Here is a 17,180-nt window from a genome sequence, read left to right on the forward strand (position 1 = left end):
ACACTATTATTCTGGTGTTTTACTATCTCCATTATGCCTGGCCCGTAACTGCTCCAAATATTGCCGTATTTGCCGTTCGTATCCCCGCTGCCCTGGACGGTAATAAACCGTGCCGGCCAGCGGGGTAGGCAGATATTGCTGGTGTACCCAGCCGCCCGGATAGTCGTGGGGATACAAATAACCCTGGCCATGACCAAGTGCCTTGGCACCGCGGTAATGGGTATCGCGCAAATGCAGCGGCACCTCGCCATAGTTTTTACCGCGCACATCGGCCAGAGCCTGCTCAATGGCCAAATAGGAGGCATTACTCTTGGGGGCGCAGGCGATGTAAGTAACGGCTTGGGCCAGAATAATCCGTGCTTCCGGCAGGCCGATGAAATGAACGGCCTGGGCCGCGGCACTAGCAATAATCAGGGCCTGCGGATCAGCGTTACCGACATCTTCGGCGGCGCTGATTACTAAGCGCCGGGCGATAAAATTCACATCCTCCCCCGCTTCCAGCATGCGGGCCAGATAATGCAGGGCCGCATCCGGGTCAGAACCGCGCAAGCTCTTGATGAAAGCGGAAATAACATCATAATGGCTATCGCCGGATTTATCATACCGATGAATTCTTTCGCCCATAACAGCTTCGAGGACGGCAGCGGTAATACGGCCTTCCCCCGTTTCTTCCAGTTGCCATGCCGCTTGTTCCAGAATATTAAGGGCAATACGGGCATCGCCGCCGGCGGCGCGGGCGATAATAATTAAAGCGTCATCATCCCACGCCAAGCGGCGGTCGCCCAGCCCGCGTTCGTCTGTTAGGGCGCGCTCAAGGATTTGGACTATCTCTCCTTCACTAAGCGGCTCAAGTTTCGTAATCCGCATCCGCGACAAAAGCGGCGAATTGACTTCAAAATACGGATTTTCGGTAGTGGCCCCAATTAGAATTATTGTGCCATCTTCAACAAAAGGGAGCAGCGCGTCCTGCTGCCCTTTGTTGAAGCGGTGTATTTCGTCAATAAACAAGATCGTGCGCTGCCCATACAGCCTGAGCCGTTCTTGGGCCGCTTCGACTTGCTTGCGGACATCAGCTACTCCGGCAGCCACGGCATTGAGTTTTTCAAAATGGCAGCCTGCCGCATTGGCAATTAAATAGGCTAGCGTTGTTTTTCCCGTTCCCGGCGGACCAAACAGCAGCAGCGACGGGAGAGTACCAGCCTTTAGCATGCGCCGGAGGAAACGGCCAGGGCCTACCAGATGCTGCTGGCCGACAAATTCGTCCAGTGACCTTGGGCGCATGCGAACTGCTAGCGGCGCTTTTTTTTCCGCCTCAGCCAAATGGACGGAAGCAAACAAATCCACCTCATTCACCCTTTACCAGCTTGGCCAAAGTATCGATGGTATGCCAAACATCTTCGCGCGTTACACCGAAGTGCGTCACCATGCGAATTTTATACTCACCAAAAGCGTTGACCTTAATACCTCTCTCCCGCAAATTGGCAACAAACTCGTTAGCTGTTACACCTATCGGCGAAACATCAAAAATGACAATGTTCGTTTGAACGGTTTCCAAATCAATGGCTAGTCCCATCTCTGCCATGGCCTCACCCAGCATGCGGGCATGCTGGTGATCTTCCGCCAGCCGGTCAACCATGGTTTCCAAGGCGACAATGCCGGCCGCCGCCAGAATACCTGCCTGCCGCAGGCCGCCGCCCAGCATTTTGCGATACCGCCGGGCCCGCTCAATAAGTTCTTGCGGCCCGACCAGCAGTGAACCGACCGGAGCGCCCAGCCCCTTAGAAAGACACAGTTGCACGGTATCAGCATGTTGAGCAATTTCCCGGACGTCTTTTTTCAGGGCCACCGCGGCGTTAAAGATCCGCGCGCCGTCCATATGTACGGGAATGCCGTGCTTCCCCGCCAAAGCTTTGACGGCAGCCAGAACCTCCAGAGGATAAACGGTCCCGCCGGCCCGGTTATGGGTATTTTCCAAACAAATCAGCCCCGTCCGGGGAACATGGACATCGCTTGGATTGCGGATGGCGCCGCGAATAAGCTCGGGCGTGAGGATGCCATGTTTAGCCGCAATTGGCCGCGGCTGCGCCCCGGACAGGCAGGCCAAGCCGCCTACTTCGTAATAGTATATATGGGATTCGGCCTCACAGATAATTTCATCGCTTTTTTGCGTATGGACCATGGCAGCTACCTGATTCCCCATGGTGCCGCTTGTGACGAATAGCCCTGCTTCTTTTCCTGTCATATGGGCAGCTAATTCTTCCAGTCTGTTAATTGTAGGGTCCTCGCGGTAAACGTCGTCGCCCACCTCGGCCTCATACATGGCCCGGCGCATCTCGGGCGTCGGCAGTGTCACGGTGTCGCTGCGTAAATCCACAATCCGCATTACAATCACTCCTAAAAATGGTTTCCTCGTATATTTTTAATTCTGGCAAAAATGGTAAAATCCTATTACATTACTCAAAATTCCCCGCTAAAACAAAAAAACGACCGGTGCTATTACGCATGGTCGTCAGCGTTTTTTAAAATCGCATTTATAACCGCGCTGGCTAAAAACAGCCCGGCTGTAGCAGGAACAAAAGCAATACTGCCAGGAACCTGGCGCCTAAGGTGCTGTTCATCGGGATGGGCCGCCAGGGGCTCAATCGGTTTTTCGCAGGAAAAAACCACTGTTAAATTGCGGGTAATCCCCCGCTCCCGCAAAAGTTTGCGCACAACCTTAGCCATAGGACAAGTGTGGGTTTGACTGATATCGGCCAAACGCAGCGCCGTGGGATCCAGTTTGTTGGCCGCTCCCATGCTGGAAACAATCGGGATCCCACGCTCGATGGCGGTAGCAATAAGATCAACTTTGGCACTGATTGAGTCTATAGCATCAACGATATAGGTAAAGTCCGGGCGGATGAGCTCGTCCCGCTTTTCCGGGCGGTAAAAATCTTGAATAGCCTCAACGCGGCAATCAGGGTTGATATCGGCAATGCGCCGCTTGAGTACCTGCACCTTAGGCACCCCGACCGTAGAGTCGAGCGCCGGGATTTGCCGGTTAATATTGGTGATGCTTACGTTATCATGGTCAATAAGAACCAAGTGCCCGATACCACAGCGAGCCAAGGCCTCAACAGCATAAGACCCCACCCCGCCGACGCCGAACACGGCGACAGTACTTGCGGCCAGTTTCTTTATTCCTTTCTTGCCAATAAGCATTTCGGTCCGCATAAAACGGTGAAGCAAAACCAATCACTCCATGAAAAAACAAAATAAGTCCCCACCATGCCGTATTGCCGTTGTTTTGAACCTGCCCTCGGCAGGTGGGTGCCCTCCTGATTACTTTATGTGTCCCCCAAAGGTTATGGGGCATACATGCCATAATCAGAGTTAGGCTCCCATAGTGTATGTGTTGGCTCAAAACATCCGGGCTTACACGCACACAGCAGGGCTCTCAACCAAGCTGTTGAACTATTTCGTCTTTATCTTAGCAAAGATTATAGGCCTTTGCAAGTTTTTGCGGGCGGAATGTTTTTCCACCCGCACCGGTATTAGTTTGCCGCCCCTGGTTTCTTTACTACCACGTCGGTTTTAATGTGGAGCTCCTTAAGCTGACGCGGCGTTACCTCTGACGGCGCCTGCGTCATCATATCAGTAGCGCTTTGTGTTTTGGGGAAGGCAATAACATCGCGAATGGACGACCGCTTAGCCATCAGCATCACGAGCCGGTCAAGCCCGAAAGCAATACCGCCGTGGGGAGGTGTACCATATTCAAACGCTTCCAGCAGAAAGCCAAACTTCTCGACGGCCTCCTCCGGCGTCAGCCCAATGGCGGCAAAAACTTTTTCCTGCAAATCGCGGTTAAAAATACGAATGCTGCCGCCGCCGATTTCGGTCCCGTTAAGTACCATATCATAGGCCTTAGCCTTAATCCTGGCGGGATCGCTGCCTAGAAACTCCACGTCTTCGTCGCGCGGCGAAGTGAAGGGGTGATGCATGGCCACCCACCGGCGTTCTTCTTCGTCATACTCGAACATGGGGAAATCGAGGACCCACAGGAAAGAAAGCTTGTTAGGATCGATGAGATTAAGCCGCCGCGCCATTTCCAAGCGCAATTGGCCGAGAGCGGCAGCTACCACCGCTGGCTGGTCAGCGACCATTAACAATAGGTCTCCCTGCTCAGCCTGGGTAACCTCGGTAATCCGCCGCATGATATCATCGGAGAAAAACTTGGCAATCGGCGATTTGATGCCTTCGTCAGTATAACAAATCCAGGCCAGGCCTTTGGCGCCGAAATTGGCCACGTATTCGACCAAGCCATCAAGTTCACGCCGCGGAATATTGGCATAACCCTTGACATTAATAGCTTTGACTTGGCCCTTGTTGTCCAGAACCGTCTGGAAGACCTTAAAGTCTGAACCTTGGACGGCCGACGAAATATCAATAAGTTCCATGCCAAACCGGGTATCCGGCTTATCGGTACCATAACGAGCCATCGCTTCGTCATAGCTTAGCCGCGGAAACGGCAGCGGCACGGTGGCGCCAATAGTTTCCTTGAAGATAAAGGCAATCATTTCCTCCATAAGATTAAGAACATCATCGCGCTCGACAAAAGACATTTCGACGTCAAGCTGCGTAAATTCCGGCTGCCTGTCGGCGCGCAGGTCCTCGTCCCGGAAGCAGCGGGCAATTTGGAAATAGCGGTCCAAACCGGCCACCATCAGAATTTGTTTAAAAATCTGTGGCGACTGTGGCAGCGCATAAAACTTACCCGGGTTGACCCGGCTGGGAACAAGATAATCGCGGGCGCCTTCCGGTGTACTCTTCGTCAGCATGGGCGTTTCCACTTCCACAAACCCATGCCGGTCAAAAAAGTCCCGCATCGCCTTGGTGACACGGTGTCGCAAAATGAGGTTGCGCTGCATTTCCGGCCGTCTGAGATCCAAATAGCGGTACTTGAGCCGAAGCAGTTCGTCGACGTCGATATTGTCTTGAATGTAAAATGGCGGCGTCTTCGCCGTGTTGAGCAGCCGCACCTCCCGACAGTAAACTTCGATTTCACCGGTCGGGATATTAGGATTGACCGTCGCCTCGGAGCGAACCTTTACCGTGCCACGCACCGCCAGCACATATTCATTGCGGGCCAGCTCGGCTTTACGGAAAGCTTCCTGATCCATTTCCGGCGCAAAAACCACCTGGACAATACCTGAACGGTCGCGCAGATCGATGAAAATCAAGCCCCCGTGGTCACGCCGCCGGGCAACCCAGCCGCATAGTACGACTTCTTGTCCGCCATGTTCTTTGCGTAATTCACCGCAATAGTGTGTTCGCTTAATTCCAGCCATCGTATCCATGTTAATCCCCCGTCTTCACTCTAAGCTTTTGCTCTACGTCGCCAAACGCGACAGCTTCTTGTTCACCTGACTCCATATTCTTAAGTGTCACCTGTCCGCGCGCCACTTCGTCGTCACCGATAATGGCGGCAAAGCGCGCCGGGTATTTATTGGCATGTTTCATTTGCGCCTTAATGCCACGGCCCATGAAATCCATGTCACAGGTGACCCCTGCCCGCCGCAGGCGGCAAAGCAGTTCAAAAGCAACCGCCTGCGCCCTCTCGCCGATCGGGGCGATGAAAATATCAATACCGCCGGCCGTTGTCGGCAATAGCGCTTGTTTTTCCAGGGCCAACAGCACCCGCTCCAGGCCAATGGCGAGACCAATCGCCGGCGTAGGTTGACCGCCGCACTCTTCAATAAGGCCGTCGTAACGGCCCCCGCCACATATGGCGCTCTGGGCGCCCAGCAGGGGATACTGAATTTCAAAAGCAGTTTTCGTGTAGTAATCAAGACCGCGGACCAGCCGCGGGTTGAGCATATAGCGAATGCCAGCGGCCGTTAACAGTTCTTGCAGCTTTGCAAAATGGCTTGCGCACTCGTCACAGAGACAATCGACAATTTGGGGCGCCCCCTGCGAAAGCGCGCCGCACGTCTCATTCTTGCAGTCCAGTATTCGCAGCGGGTTGCGTTCAAACCGGGACTGGCAGTCACTACAGAATTCAGACAGCTTGTCCCGTAAAAAGTCCTGCAGCTTTTCCCGGTATATGGGCCGGCACCGGGGGCATCCCACCGAATTAATATTGAGCTCAAGCCCCGTTAGTCCTAATCGTTCAAAAAACTGCACCGCCAGGGCGATTATTTCGGCGTCTACCGCCGGTCCCGGTGACCCGATGGCCTCAATGCCAAACTGATGGAATTGACGAAGTCGCCCTGCCTGGGGGCGGTCATAACGAAACATCGGTCCGATATAAAAAACTTTCACCGGCTGAGGCGCCGTATACAACTTATGCTCCAAATAGGAGCGCACGACGGCGGCCGTATTTTCCGGCCGGAGCGTAATACTCCGCCCTCCCCGGTCGGTAAAGGTATACATTTCTTTGGACACAATGTCGGTCGTCTCGCCGATACCGCGTAAAAAAAGTTCGGTATGTTCAAAAATCGGGGTGCGGATTTCCTGATAGGCGTACAAACGGCAAAGATCACGCGCGGCTTGTTCGATGTACTGCCAGTAGCCGCTCGTATCCGGCAGTATGTCCCTTGTCCCGCGCGGCCCAGTCGTCAGCATAGCTCGTTATTCCTCCTCCCGTCGGCAAACAAATTGGCAAGCAGTTGCCGCCGTTGTTCTATATAAATGTTAATATTGGCAATATAGGTTGTTACGTCTTTGGCATTATATACGCTGGCCAACCGCCACGATCCCGGCCATACCGCTTTCGTCCCGGCCGCCGGGCCGATACCGACGATTGTTTGGCGTTCTTCCATGATTTGGATATTATAAAGACATTCGGTCCCGGGACGGGCATAGCCGACATTTTCAAAATTGCCGGTCATGTATTTTTGTCGGTAAAGATAGTACGGCTTTAGTCCCATTTGGGCTACATACTGACGGGTAACTTCCAGCATTCGGGCCGTCTCGTTTTCATCAGGCAAAAGCTGGCCGACTAAGTTGGCTTTTAACAGCGAGCCCCGCTTTATGGCCAGGGTGTGGACCGTCAGATTATCAGGAGCAAGCGCGGCGATCTCCTCCATTGTCGCCGCCATGTCGCCGGCATCTTCCCCCGGCAGCCCGGCAATGATGTCCATATTGATGACAGGGATTTCCGCCCGGCGAAATTTCTGGAATATATCTATTATATCCCGTACACTATGCTTTCGTCCAATATGATTTAACGTTTTTTCCTGCATCGACTGCGGGTTGACACTGACACGCGTAACACCATAAGCCCGCATGGTCGCAATTTTCGCATCGGTGATACTGTCCGGCCGCCCTGCCTCCACAGTAAACTCCCGCGTTGCGTCGCTCCGAAAAGCGGCCGTTACAAGTCCCAGCAGGCGGCTAAAATCGTTATCGGCCAAGCTGGTAGGCGTTCCGCCGCCGATATAGATTGTCTGCACCTTGCACCGGTAACGCCCTAAGAGCAGCGCCGCCGCTTCAATATCCTGCGTGAGGGCGTGCAAAAAGGCCTCCACGGCCCGCCGATCACCGGGAAGGACATGGGCCGGAAAAGAACAGTAAAGACAGCGGGAAGGACAATAAGGTATCCCGATATAAACGCTGACCAGCTTGGCCGCTTGCTCCGGCGCCAGCAGGAAAGGACGTTGCCGCACGGCAATATTAGTTACAAGCAAGGCCTTGTCGGGAGCAACAGCATAAGCGCGGGTCACCCGTCCCAATACCTCGGACGCGCTAAGACCCGCATCAAGCAAACGATGCACGATTTTTGTCGGGCGAACGCCGCGGAGAATACCCCACGGGCTGGGTCTATAGCCCGTGATTTTTTCCATCAAGGCCAAAACGTTTAACTTTAACAGGCGCTTGGCTGCTGCCGCCTCATCTTCGTCAGCATATTCCGCTTCCGCCCGCCGTACCCGACAGGCCAAAATACCCTCTTTCCGCCAATAGAATAATTCGGTGAGAATGGCAAGCCGGGGAACAAGTATTATGTGGCTGCGCACCACGATTGTATCTGCAGCGAAACCGCCGTCCCCCGGACTTAGCTTTTCCGGAAATATGCCCCCGTTTTCCAGGCCAAAAAGCTGCATAATTTCATTAACGACAGGTACATCCTGGCCGCAGCCGGCTATCATAAACCGCTTAATAGTCATGAATCGTCACTTTCTTCCTGACACTCCCGGCAGTAGCCATAAAATTTCACTTGATGATCGACGATTTTAAACCTACTCTTACGGGCGATAACTGCCTCCAGTGTTTCTAACAGATCATCCTCGAATTCCTTAACCTTACCGCAACTCAGACAGATTAGATGATGGTGGTGATGTGGCGTATTAGTCTCATTAATCTCGTAACGGCTGCGCCCATCGCCAAAATCAAGTTTTTGCAGAATTTCAAGATCACTTAAAAGTTCAAGTGTGCGGTACACCGTCGCCAGGCCAATTTCCGGCGATTGCTTGCGCACAATGGTATACACGTCTTCGGCACTTAGATGTTTATCCTGGTGGTCGATGAACGCCTGGAGGATGATCTGGCGCTGCGGTGTTAGCTTATATTGGCGCTCGGAAAATCTTTGCCTTAAATCAGCCATATCGATGGTCATTATGTATCACCTATCCTTCGCCGTAATACCAAAGATGTTTGAGAAGCACCCGTAGAATTGCCGCTACCGGTACGGCCAGCATCATCCCCACAATGCCATACAGTTGACCGCCAATTAACAGGCTGACAATGACAAAAACTGGGTGAAGCTCGATGGTTTGTCCCATGATCTTGGGCAGGATGATATGGTTCTCCAGTTGCTGGGCCAAAAAATAAAAAATCAGCACCTTCAAGGCCAACGCCGGCTCAGTGGCATAGGCGAGCAAAACAGCCGGAATGGCGCCGATGATAGGGCCAATGATGGGAATGAACTCGGTCAATCCGGCTAATAATCCCAAAACAAGGGGATAGTCGAGACCCAGCAAATACATACCGCCAAAAATGATGAAGCCCATAATGATACTAAGCAGCACCTGTCCGCGGACGTATTTACTCACAACGGCGCCAATTTCTTCAATCACGGCCGTCGCTTGGTCCCGCTTTCCGGCAGGAAAAAGGTCTACTGCCATGCTCTTTAGCTCCCGCCAGTCTTTTAAAAAATAATAGGCCAAAACGGGAACAACAATCAGTTCAACTACTTGACCGGCAAAACCAATGACGGCATTTACCGCCCGCCGAGCCAATTCCACGGAAAACGCAACCGCCCGCGCCAGACCTTCGTCAATTAACCCCCGCACATTGTCGGGAACTTCGGCCATGTTGGCACGATACTCAATAGTACTTGTCAATGTCCGAATTTTACTAAGCAGTACCGGTAAGCTGTCGGCCAGTTTGGCAAATTCGTGCGTAAACGGCAGGAGGATATAGGCACCAACGAGGGTCAGCGCCAGGGACGCAAAAAGAAACCCCAGCAATATGGCGACAGGACGGGAGCAGGCTTGTTTTTTCGGCCCAAACGACATAGAGCATAGCAAATTTACTACCGGATTTAAGACAAACGCCAAGATGATTGCCAAGATTATGGGCAAATAAATGGCTGTTGCCTTACTCAGTAAATAAAGACCGGCAACAAGTACGCCAAATTTCACCCATCGCTCTGGGAGCACCGCCGCCACCTCGCTGCAAGACGTTACTGAATAAACGGATTATGCTGACGTTCCCACCCGATGGTCGTTTCCGGGCCATGGCCGGGCAATACGCGCACATTGTCATCCAAAACCATGAGTTTTTCTTTAATGCTGTGAATAAGCTGCCGGTAAGAACCACCGGGGAAATCCGTCCGACCGATGGACTCGGCAAACAAAGTATCACCGCTGAGCAGCACATCGTTGGCCAGCAGACAGATGCCGCCAGGTGTGTGGCCCGGTGTATGGATGACGGTTAACATGATTTCCCCAACATGGATTATATCACCGTCTTGAAGCAGGCGATCAGCGGGCTCGCATTTTATACCGCCGCCAATAAAGGCCGAAAGGTTGCGGTGAATACTGGTTAGCATATCGGCGTCATCGCGGTGAATGAAAATAGGAGCACAGGTAGCCTGCTTAATTTTGGCGTTTGCCTGGATATGGTCGGCGTGGCCATGCGTATTAATAATACACTCTACTTTCAGGTTTTCGCCGTTTATCACGGCCAGAATTTCTTCCGCATTGCCGCCGGGGTCAATCACCGCAGCCGCCCTTGTTTTTTCGCAGTAAACAATGTAACAGTTAGTGCCGAGGCTGCCAACCTCTAGCTTAATAATCTTCATGCCTGCCACTCCTTCGTTTTAAAAAATTCGCTTGCTGTCAAGCAGCAAGGTTACCGGGCCATGGTTGGCCAAACGTACTACCATTTCAGCCTGGAATTGGCCGCAGGCTACCCGTAATCTCTGCTGCCGGCAGTAAACAATAAACATTTCATACAACCGGCGAGCCTTTTCCGGCGCCGCCGCCGCGTCAAAACTGGGCCGTCGGCCTTTGCGGCAATCGCCGTACAGCGTAAATTGGGATACCACCAACAGCTCACCGTTAATATCGCGAAGTGATAAATTCATTTTTCCCGCGTTGTCTGGAAAAATGCGCAGGTTAACAACTTTATCCGCAAGGTAGCGGACGTCATGCTCATCATCGTCCTCCCCAACGCCGAGAAGAACGGTAAGCCCGCGGCCAATATTCGCTATTTCCTGATTGTCGACGATAACACTAGCCGCGTCAGTACGTTGTACAACGGCTCGCATCAGATACCTCCTGCAGAACTGGGCGTCGCCCGGTGGACGCTAAAAACGTCTTTTACCCGCCGCATTTTAGCCATGATGTGCTCCAACTGGGTCAAATCATGAATGTCAAGCCCCAAAGAGATGGTAGCCATTTTATTTTTATGGACTCTGGCATTAACCGCGCTGACATTAGTCTTGCTTTCCGCCGCGACCATCATAATATCTGACAATACTCCCGGACGATCCATAGCCGTTACCTCCACCGTCACCCGGTAAATATCGGCCGCATTAATATCCCATGCCACCTCGATCACCCGTTCATATTCCTCGGGATGGCTTAGGATATTAGTGCAGTCGGCACGATGGACGGAAACGCCACGGCCGCGGGTTACATAACCGACAATGGGGTCGCCGGGTATAGGGTTGCAGCAACGGGCCAGACGAACCAGCACTCCGGCTTCGCCTTTTACGAGAATGCCATGACTGCTTTTGGTCCGTGGCCGCTTGGGCTTGAGCTCGGTTAGTAACTGGGATAGCGCCGGCGGGGTCGTGCTTTTAATTTCTTTTTTATGCACTTCCAACAATTTGGTCATCACACTATGCAGAGTGACGCCGCCATAGCCTAAAGCACTTAATAGGTCTTCCTCATTGGCGAGATTCATTTTTTTGGCGATTTCGTTGAGACGATCGCCTTTGGTTAGTTCGCGCCAATCATAACCAAGCCTTTTGCTCTCCCGTTCGATCATTTCCCGGCCTTTGGCAATATTTTCCTCACGCTTCTCCTTCTTAAACCACTGCCTGATTTTGTTGCGCGTTTCGGGCGAACCAACAATGTTCAGCCAATCCAGGCTGGGGCCGCTAGAATGTTTTGAGGTAATAATTTCAACTATATCACCGTTGGCTAATTTATATTCCAGGGGCACAATCTTGCCGTTGACGCGCGCTCCGACACAGCGATGTCCAACATCGGTATGGATGCGGTAAGCAAAATCAATTGGCACCGAACCGGCCGGCAAGTCAATGACATCGCCTTTAGGCGTGAATACAAACACCTCGTCGGCAAATACGTCTAACTTAAGCGCTTCCATAAATTCCCGCGGGTCCCGCAACTCTTGATGCCACTCCAAAAGTTGGCGCAGCCAGGATAACTTCTGCTCAAAATCACGGTCAGTCCCTTTTCCGCCTTCCTTGTAGCGCCAATGGGCGGCAATGCCATACTCGGACGTACGATGCATCTCCACGGTACGGATTTGAATCTCCAGCGGCTGGCCTTGAATCCCGATGACAGTAGTATGCAGCGATTGATACATATTGGACTTAGGCATGGCAATATAATCTTTAAACCGTCCCGGTATGGGCTTCCAGAGCGTATGGACAATTCCCAGGGCAGCGTAACAGTCCTTGATCGTATCAACAATGACCCGCACCGCCGACAAATCGTAAATTTCGCTCAGGTCTTTATTGTCCTTTTGCATCTTTTTATAGATACTGTAAAAGTGCTTTGGCCGCCCCTGAATTTCCGCCTTGATCCCCATCGCCGCCAGCCGCTCCGACAAAATCTTGATGGCCTCATTGACCAAGGCTTCCCGTTCTTGCCGCTTCTGCTTGACCTTTTCGACAAGTTCATAGTATTTTTCCGGTTCGAGGAAACGGAACGATAAATCTTCCAGCTCCCACTTTACGCTGAAAATCCCCAGCCGGTTGGCAAGCGGCGCAAAAATTTCCAGAGTCTCCCTGGCAATTTCCTTCTGCTTTGACGGCGGCATGTACTTCAGCGTCCGCATGTTGTGCAGACGGTCGGCCAGCTTGATAAGAACAACGCGAATATCCTTGGCCATGGCCAAAAACATTTTGCGGTAATTCTCCAGCTGCTCCTCTTCCTTCGATTTATATTCCATCCGGCTCAGTTTGGTGACGCCATCGACCAGCATGGCAATTTCTTTGCCAAACTGTTTTTCTATCTCCTCCAGTGTAACCGGCGTATCTTCCACTACATCATGGAGCAAACCCGCGCTGATAGTCAGCGCGTCAATCTGGAGATCGGCGAGGATTTTGGCCACACCGAGCGGATGGGTAATATATTCCTCACCGGAAACCCGGTACTGGCCGCGATGGGCTTCACCGGCGAAGGCATAGGCCTTTTTCACAAGTTCAATAGGCGCGTCCGGTTGATACGATTGTATCTGCTTTATAATTTCCTCAATATTTGCTTTAGCTTCCGAAACCATGGACACACCTCGCGAAAACAAAAATCACGTTAGTAAACGGCCAGGGAAACAATGCGATAATCTGCCAGGCGGCTCCGGCCATTAAGGTAGGATAATTCAATAAGAAAAGCAAGACCGACGACTTTGCCGCCCAATTGTTCTACCATCCGGATCGTCGCCTCGGTAGTGCCGCCGGTGGCCAGCAAATCGTCGACAACCAGTACGCGCTGGCCTGGCATAATCGCATCGCGGTGAATTTCGAGCGCATCTTTTCCATACTCCAGGGTGTACTCGTAGCGCAGTGTTTCCGCTGGCAATTTGCCCGGCTTGCGGACTGGCACAAAGCCGGCCCCCAACCGGTAGGCCACCGGCGCGCCGACAGCAAACCCACGGGCTTCCGGCCCGACGACTAGGTCAATCTGCTCCGCGGCGAAAGCGGTGCAGAGCGCGTCAATGGCTTGGCGAAAAGCTGCCCCGTCCTTAAGTAGGGTGGTAATGTCTTTAAAGCGAATACCTGCCTCGGGGAAATCGGGAATTATCCTGATCTTATCCTTAAAATTCATACATTTGCCTCCCTATCTCGACTGGTATACACCTAAATTATAAACTTTCATAACCTGACGCTCGGCGCGGCTTGACCCTCCGGCGCAGGTCTGTCGGACTCTACTTGTGCGGCGCCGCTATTTAACTTGGCTTTGAGTTCATTATTCTCAGTTTCCAGGTCGCTTAAACGCTGCCGGAGCTGGTGAATAGTGCGCTTAAGACGAAATTGGGCCAGCGTGGCCAGCGACACGATCACCAGCGCACCAAATGTAGCCGCCCCCAGGATAATGATGACGAGGGATGTTTGAAAACTCCACATTAGAAACGATACTGTTACCGGTAAGGAGTTTTGCACGGCAAATATCGCTACCAAGAGGGCAAAAACAAACGATAAAAATAAAAAACGCATATTTACCACTCACATCTCCGGAAAATTACAATTTTATATTATTCTCGTCATAAACAAATAATCCTTTTATCAAAAAAGAAAAGTACCGGTTAGTACCAGCGCGGTCGGCATTCACTCCGCGCTGTCTGTACCAGTACGTGTTTTTCCAGTTCATCAAGGACATAAATATTGCCGCCGGCGGCCTGCGCCACTTGAGCAAGATAATTCCGGTGCGGCTTCAAGCCAATACAGGTAAAACCGTAACCATGGCGCCTTATATTGGCCGCCGCGGTGAGAGCGTCGGCCAGCGGGTCGCCGGTAGCATCGCCGACGGTTGGCACCCCGTCGGTAATAAGAATAATAAACGGATTTTTTGCTCGGGCCTCTCTTAAATATTCAAGACTGACTTTGAGACCCAATGCCAACGGCGTTGACCCAAAGGAAGCGATATGGGCAAGACTATTCTCCGCCTGGGCGAAATCGCGGGTCAGCGGCACCTGAACCCGGACCTGATTTTCCTGGAAGACGACGACGGCGACACGGTCAGTCGTAGACAAAAGGAGATGCTTGGCAAGGAACTTGGCGGCCCCAATCCGCTGGCCGCTCATGCTCGCGCTGGCGTCGATAATCAGGCAAATATCGGTTTTGTTTTTTTGTTCCCGCATAAAATGGTGGATATCCTGGCCGCCAATGGTGAACAATCCGCCTGGGCCGGCTGCGAACCGTTGCGCGGCGGCGATTACCGTTTCGGCAACAGCCAATTGGCCTAGCGAGCCGCCGTCCATCCACCGCTTTGCCTGCCGCTGCTCCTGTCCATGCATGGCTTTTGTCCGCGCCTTAGACCGCCCCTGGTCGTAAGCGCGGGGCCTTAGTAGCCGGATGGCGCACCGCAAGTGCGCCTCCAGGTCAGGTAAATGGCGCTCTAAATAGTCTTTAAACTCCCGCCCGTAGGGGGTTAACGTTATCCGTTGGCCTTCAGCCGTGGCAATGCCTAAACCGGTTAAACGGTCAAGCACCTGTTCACTCTTGCCGCTGCGCGCGAGCTTACGCAGCACTTGTGTCCGGCTCGGATTTTCGGTCAACGCCTCTAGTGTTTCCCGCATTTCGCGGACCGAATCAAAATCTTCGGCCAAATCGACGACATCTTGTACATACTGCCGCTCTTTAACCGGCTGGGAAAGCTGCGCCGTTTCCTTGTCCCGGAGAAAAGAATCCGTTTGGTCGGCATAAGGGGACAAGTCGCATTCACCGCCAGGACCGCCACCCTGTTTGTGAACAATCCGCTCATTTTGCCTGAGTTCCAGCTGGCAACCCATGATGACGTTTTCTACTGCCGTTACCAGATAGAATAGGCAAGCGATGTGTTCACCCGGGACCATGGCCGCAAGATGCACATGATTCTCATGGGCGCGCCGGAGTGACAGCTTTTTGCCGAAATTTAGGCTGCCGGTGACCCTGCCGCCACCGGTGCCGGTCTGGACATCAATCCAGTCCGCCTTGACCGGATTACCGACTTTGTTAAAAAATGCGGCATTATGAATGGCAACATGAAAGTTATAGGCATTTACCGCCCCTTTGATTGCCGCTGCCACCTGCCGGTGGTCAACCAGCCCGCACTGGTGAAAAATGTCCAGATGGTAGACCTGCCCCTTATTGCGGCGCCGGTAAAATATTTGGCCGGCGTCCATGTCCTGCAGTACCTGCACTTCTTCCGGCATCGCCGGATTGAAGATATGCAGTTTCTGGCTGACAACCGTACTTTGACCGATCCTGGCTCCTTTATCGGCTCTGATCAGGTCTGCTAACCGCTCGGCCGGCAAAGCGATTTTGGTTAGAAACCGTGCGTCTTCCTGCCATTTCCCTTCAGCCATGGGAAGATTTTTCCTCGCCGGTTACATATTGTTCCACGGCTAGACTGGTAAGCGGCGCAGCCGGTCTGGGGGGAGCGGTAACAGGCGTCTCGGCAGGATTGGCGATTTGGGGCGAGCGGCCTGCGGTCGTATGGCCTGGCGTCTCCTGTCCGGAGGACGAATTTTTCGACGGCGGCGGGACCGGAGGCTCTGTGGTTTGGTCCTGCTTAGCACCGAATAACTTTTTAAAAGCTGACCACAGACGGGAAATATGTTTTTTTGCAGCGCGATTGGTCTTCTCGCTTTGACTTTGCCCAGTTTCGCCGACCGGCGGCACGGTAACGCTGCGGCCGACGGCCAACGGCGCGGGGGGTTCGAGTGTTTCCAGATAGCGCAAAATATTGGTGATAGTGCTGTAATCGGTACGATGGCCCAGTACGAGCGGCACTACCCTGCTCACATCACCGATTTCGACAACCCGCCGGCCGGCAGACAGCGCAGCCAACGTCGCCGCCGTCTCCAGCGCTTCTACCGCCCGCAAACTCTCCAGGCTAAAATCTATATATATCTTGGCCAAAAGATCGCGAATTTTTGCCGGAACGCTCATACCGGCCAGGTCGCCGCACGCCAGCGGCTTACGTACAGCTACATTGCTTTGCTTCGTCTGCTGACGGCAATTTAGAATTGATAAAATATCTTGATAGCTGCCAGGCCGTCCCATCACAACGACGATATCAAAACGGTCGGCTAGTTGTTTGCGGATTTGGGCCAGTGCACCTGGTTCCTCGTCCGGGTTGGATGCCGCCCAAACGGTAACATTGACCGAAAATTCGCAAGATGGTAGACCTGTTTCTTCAAGCTGAATGCGCCCTGGTTTAGTGCCCATTACGTCCAGCAGTACGTCGACAAGCTCGGGGGCGGTATCAGCCAGTCGGTTAATCTCATCAATAAAAATAATCCCACGGTGGGCCTGGGGAATAGTTCCGGGCAGAAACGACGCCAAGGGTGAGGCACTATTCGTCAGTTTGGGCAGGTCAATGCTGCCCACTACGGTGCCGATTTTAGCGGCGTGAGAAATTTCGAGAAAAGGCCGGGGAACAGTTTCGGTGCCGAGTTTGGCAAGGGCTTCGGCGGATAAGCCGCGATGCTCGGGACAATGCGGCGCCGCCGGGTCACAGTTGTATAGACAGTTTTTTACCCGTACAATGGGTGGCAGAAGCTCGCGCGCTGCCCGCATGATGGTTGTCTTACCGGTGCCGCGTAATCCCTCAACATGTATATGAAAGGGATGTCCATTAACTAAAGCCGCTATCGACATTTCAACTGCCTGGAACAAGTTTTGGTTCCCACTGTGGCGCACTAACTGATGATAAAGCTGCAACGAAACCCCTCCCTTCTTTTTTCTTATTGTATCCATTCCTCGCCCTACAATACGAGGCGGGCGTCCCCTGGGAACGCCCGCA

General features: G+C 52.8%; 15 protein-coding genes and 1 other RNA gene. All 16 read right to left on the bottom strand.

Going from position 1 to position 17,180, the window contains the following annotated elements; all coding sequences use genetic code 11:
- Positions 1 to 6: 6 nt before the first annotated feature.
- On the bottom strand, positions 7 to 1,344 hold the full coding sequence (locus BLQ99_RS02315; RefSeq protein WP_093687730.1) for a replication-associated recombination protein A: 1,338 nt from the start codon (positions 1,342 to 1,344) through the stop codon (positions 7 to 9).
- 1 nt (position 1,345) lies between these two features.
- Positions 1,346 to 2,383: a low-specificity L-threonine aldolase gene (gene ltaE / locus BLQ99_RS02320; RefSeq protein WP_093687732.1), complete on the bottom strand. Its 1,038-nt coding sequence runs from the start codon at positions 2,381 to 2,383 to the stop codon at positions 1,346 to 1,348.
- Between the two features lie 113 nt (positions 2,384 to 2,496).
- Entirely contained in the window at positions 2,497 to 3,228 is a 732-nt protein-coding gene (locus BLQ99_RS02325; protein WP_093687734.1) for a tRNA threonylcarbamoyladenosine dehydratase, read from the bottom strand.
- Between the two features lie 27 nt (positions 3,229 to 3,255).
- Positions 3,256 to 3,437: non-coding RNA, 6S RNA (gene ssrS / locus BLQ99_RS02330), on the bottom strand.
- Positions 3,438 to 3,533: 96 nt separating this feature from the next.
- Positions 3,534 to 5,336: an aspartate--tRNA ligase gene (gene aspS, locus BLQ99_RS02335; RefSeq protein WP_093687736.1), complete on the bottom strand. Its 1,803-nt coding sequence runs from the start codon at positions 5,334 to 5,336 to the stop codon at positions 3,534 to 3,536.
- 1 nt (position 5,337) lies between these two features.
- On the bottom strand, positions 5,338 to 6,603 hold the full coding sequence (gene hisS / locus BLQ99_RS02340) for a histidine--tRNA ligase (RefSeq protein ID WP_093687738.1): 1,266 nt from the start codon (positions 6,601 to 6,603) through the stop codon (positions 5,338 to 5,340).
- Positions 6,597 to 8,144 carry a coproporphyrinogen dehydrogenase HemZ gene (gene hemZ, locus BLQ99_RS02345; RefSeq protein WP_093687739.1) on the bottom strand — a complete coding sequence of 516 codons (1,548 nt, stop codon included), beginning with the start codon at positions 8,142 to 8,144 and terminating at the stop codon, positions 6,597 to 6,599. Before hemZ ends, hisS begins: the two co-directional genes overlap by 7 nt.
- The gene (locus BLQ99_RS02350) at positions 8,141 to 8,593 is read right to left on the bottom strand and encodes a Fur family transcriptional regulator (protein WP_093687740.1); all 453 of its coding nucleotides are present in this window, start codon (positions 8,591 to 8,593) and stop codon (positions 8,141 to 8,143) included. Before BLQ99_RS02350 ends, hemZ begins: the two co-directional genes overlap by 4 nt.
- 10 nt (positions 8,594 to 8,603) lie before the next feature.
- A complete protein-coding gene (locus tag BLQ99_RS02355) occupies positions 8,604 to 9,638 on the bottom strand; it encodes an AI-2E family transporter (protein ID WP_093687742.1) in 1,035 nt (344 codons plus the stop codon).
- Between the two features lie 23 nt (positions 9,639 to 9,661).
- Positions 9,662 to 10,282 carry an MBL fold metallo-hydrolase gene (locus BLQ99_RS02360; RefSeq protein WP_093687744.1) on the bottom strand — a complete coding sequence of 207 codons (621 nt, stop codon included), beginning with the start codon at positions 10,280 to 10,282 and terminating at the stop codon, positions 9,662 to 9,664.
- Between the two features lie 18 nt (positions 10,283 to 10,300).
- Positions 10,301 to 10,750 (bottom strand): D-aminoacyl-tRNA deacylase, encoded by a 450-nt coding sequence (gene dtd, locus BLQ99_RS02365; RefSeq protein ID WP_093687746.1) that lies wholly within the window; start codon positions 10,748 to 10,750, stop codon positions 10,301 to 10,303.
- Positions 10,750 to 12,957, bottom strand: coding sequence for a RelA/SpoT family protein (locus tag BLQ99_RS02370; RefSeq protein WP_093687748.1), 2,208 nt, complete (start codon positions 12,955 to 12,957; stop codon positions 10,750 to 10,752). The genes dtd and BLQ99_RS02370 overlap by 1 nt, the downstream gene beginning before the upstream one ends.
- Before the next feature lie 29 nt (positions 12,958 to 12,986).
- A complete protein-coding gene (locus BLQ99_RS02375; RefSeq protein WP_093687750.1) occupies positions 12,987 to 13,499 on the bottom strand; it encodes an adenine phosphoribosyltransferase in 513 nt (170 codons plus the stop codon).
- Between the two features lie 47 nt (positions 13,500 to 13,546).
- The gene (locus BLQ99_RS02380; RefSeq protein WP_093687828.1) at positions 13,547 to 13,888 is read right to left on the bottom strand and encodes a LapA family protein; all 342 of its coding nucleotides are present in this window, start codon (positions 13,886 to 13,888) and stop codon (positions 13,547 to 13,549) included.
- A gap of 89 nt (positions 13,889 to 13,977) precedes the next feature.
- A complete protein-coding gene (locus BLQ99_RS02385) occupies positions 13,978 to 15,738 on the bottom strand; it encodes a vWA domain-containing protein (protein WP_093687752.1) in 1,761 nt (586 codons plus the stop codon).
- The gene (locus BLQ99_RS02390) at positions 15,731 to 17,098 is read right to left on the bottom strand and encodes an ATP-binding protein (protein WP_093687754.1); all 1,368 of its coding nucleotides are present in this window, start codon (positions 17,096 to 17,098) and stop codon (positions 15,731 to 15,733) included. Before BLQ99_RS02390 ends, BLQ99_RS02385 begins: the two co-directional genes overlap by 8 nt.
- Between the last annotated feature and the right edge of the window lie 82 nt (positions 17,099 to 17,180).

It is taken from the genome of Sporolituus thermophilus DSM 23256 (assembly GCF_900102435.1).
GTDB classification, from domain to species: domain Bacteria; phylum Bacillota; class Negativicutes; order Sporomusales; family Thermosinaceae; genus Thermosinus; species Thermosinus thermophilus.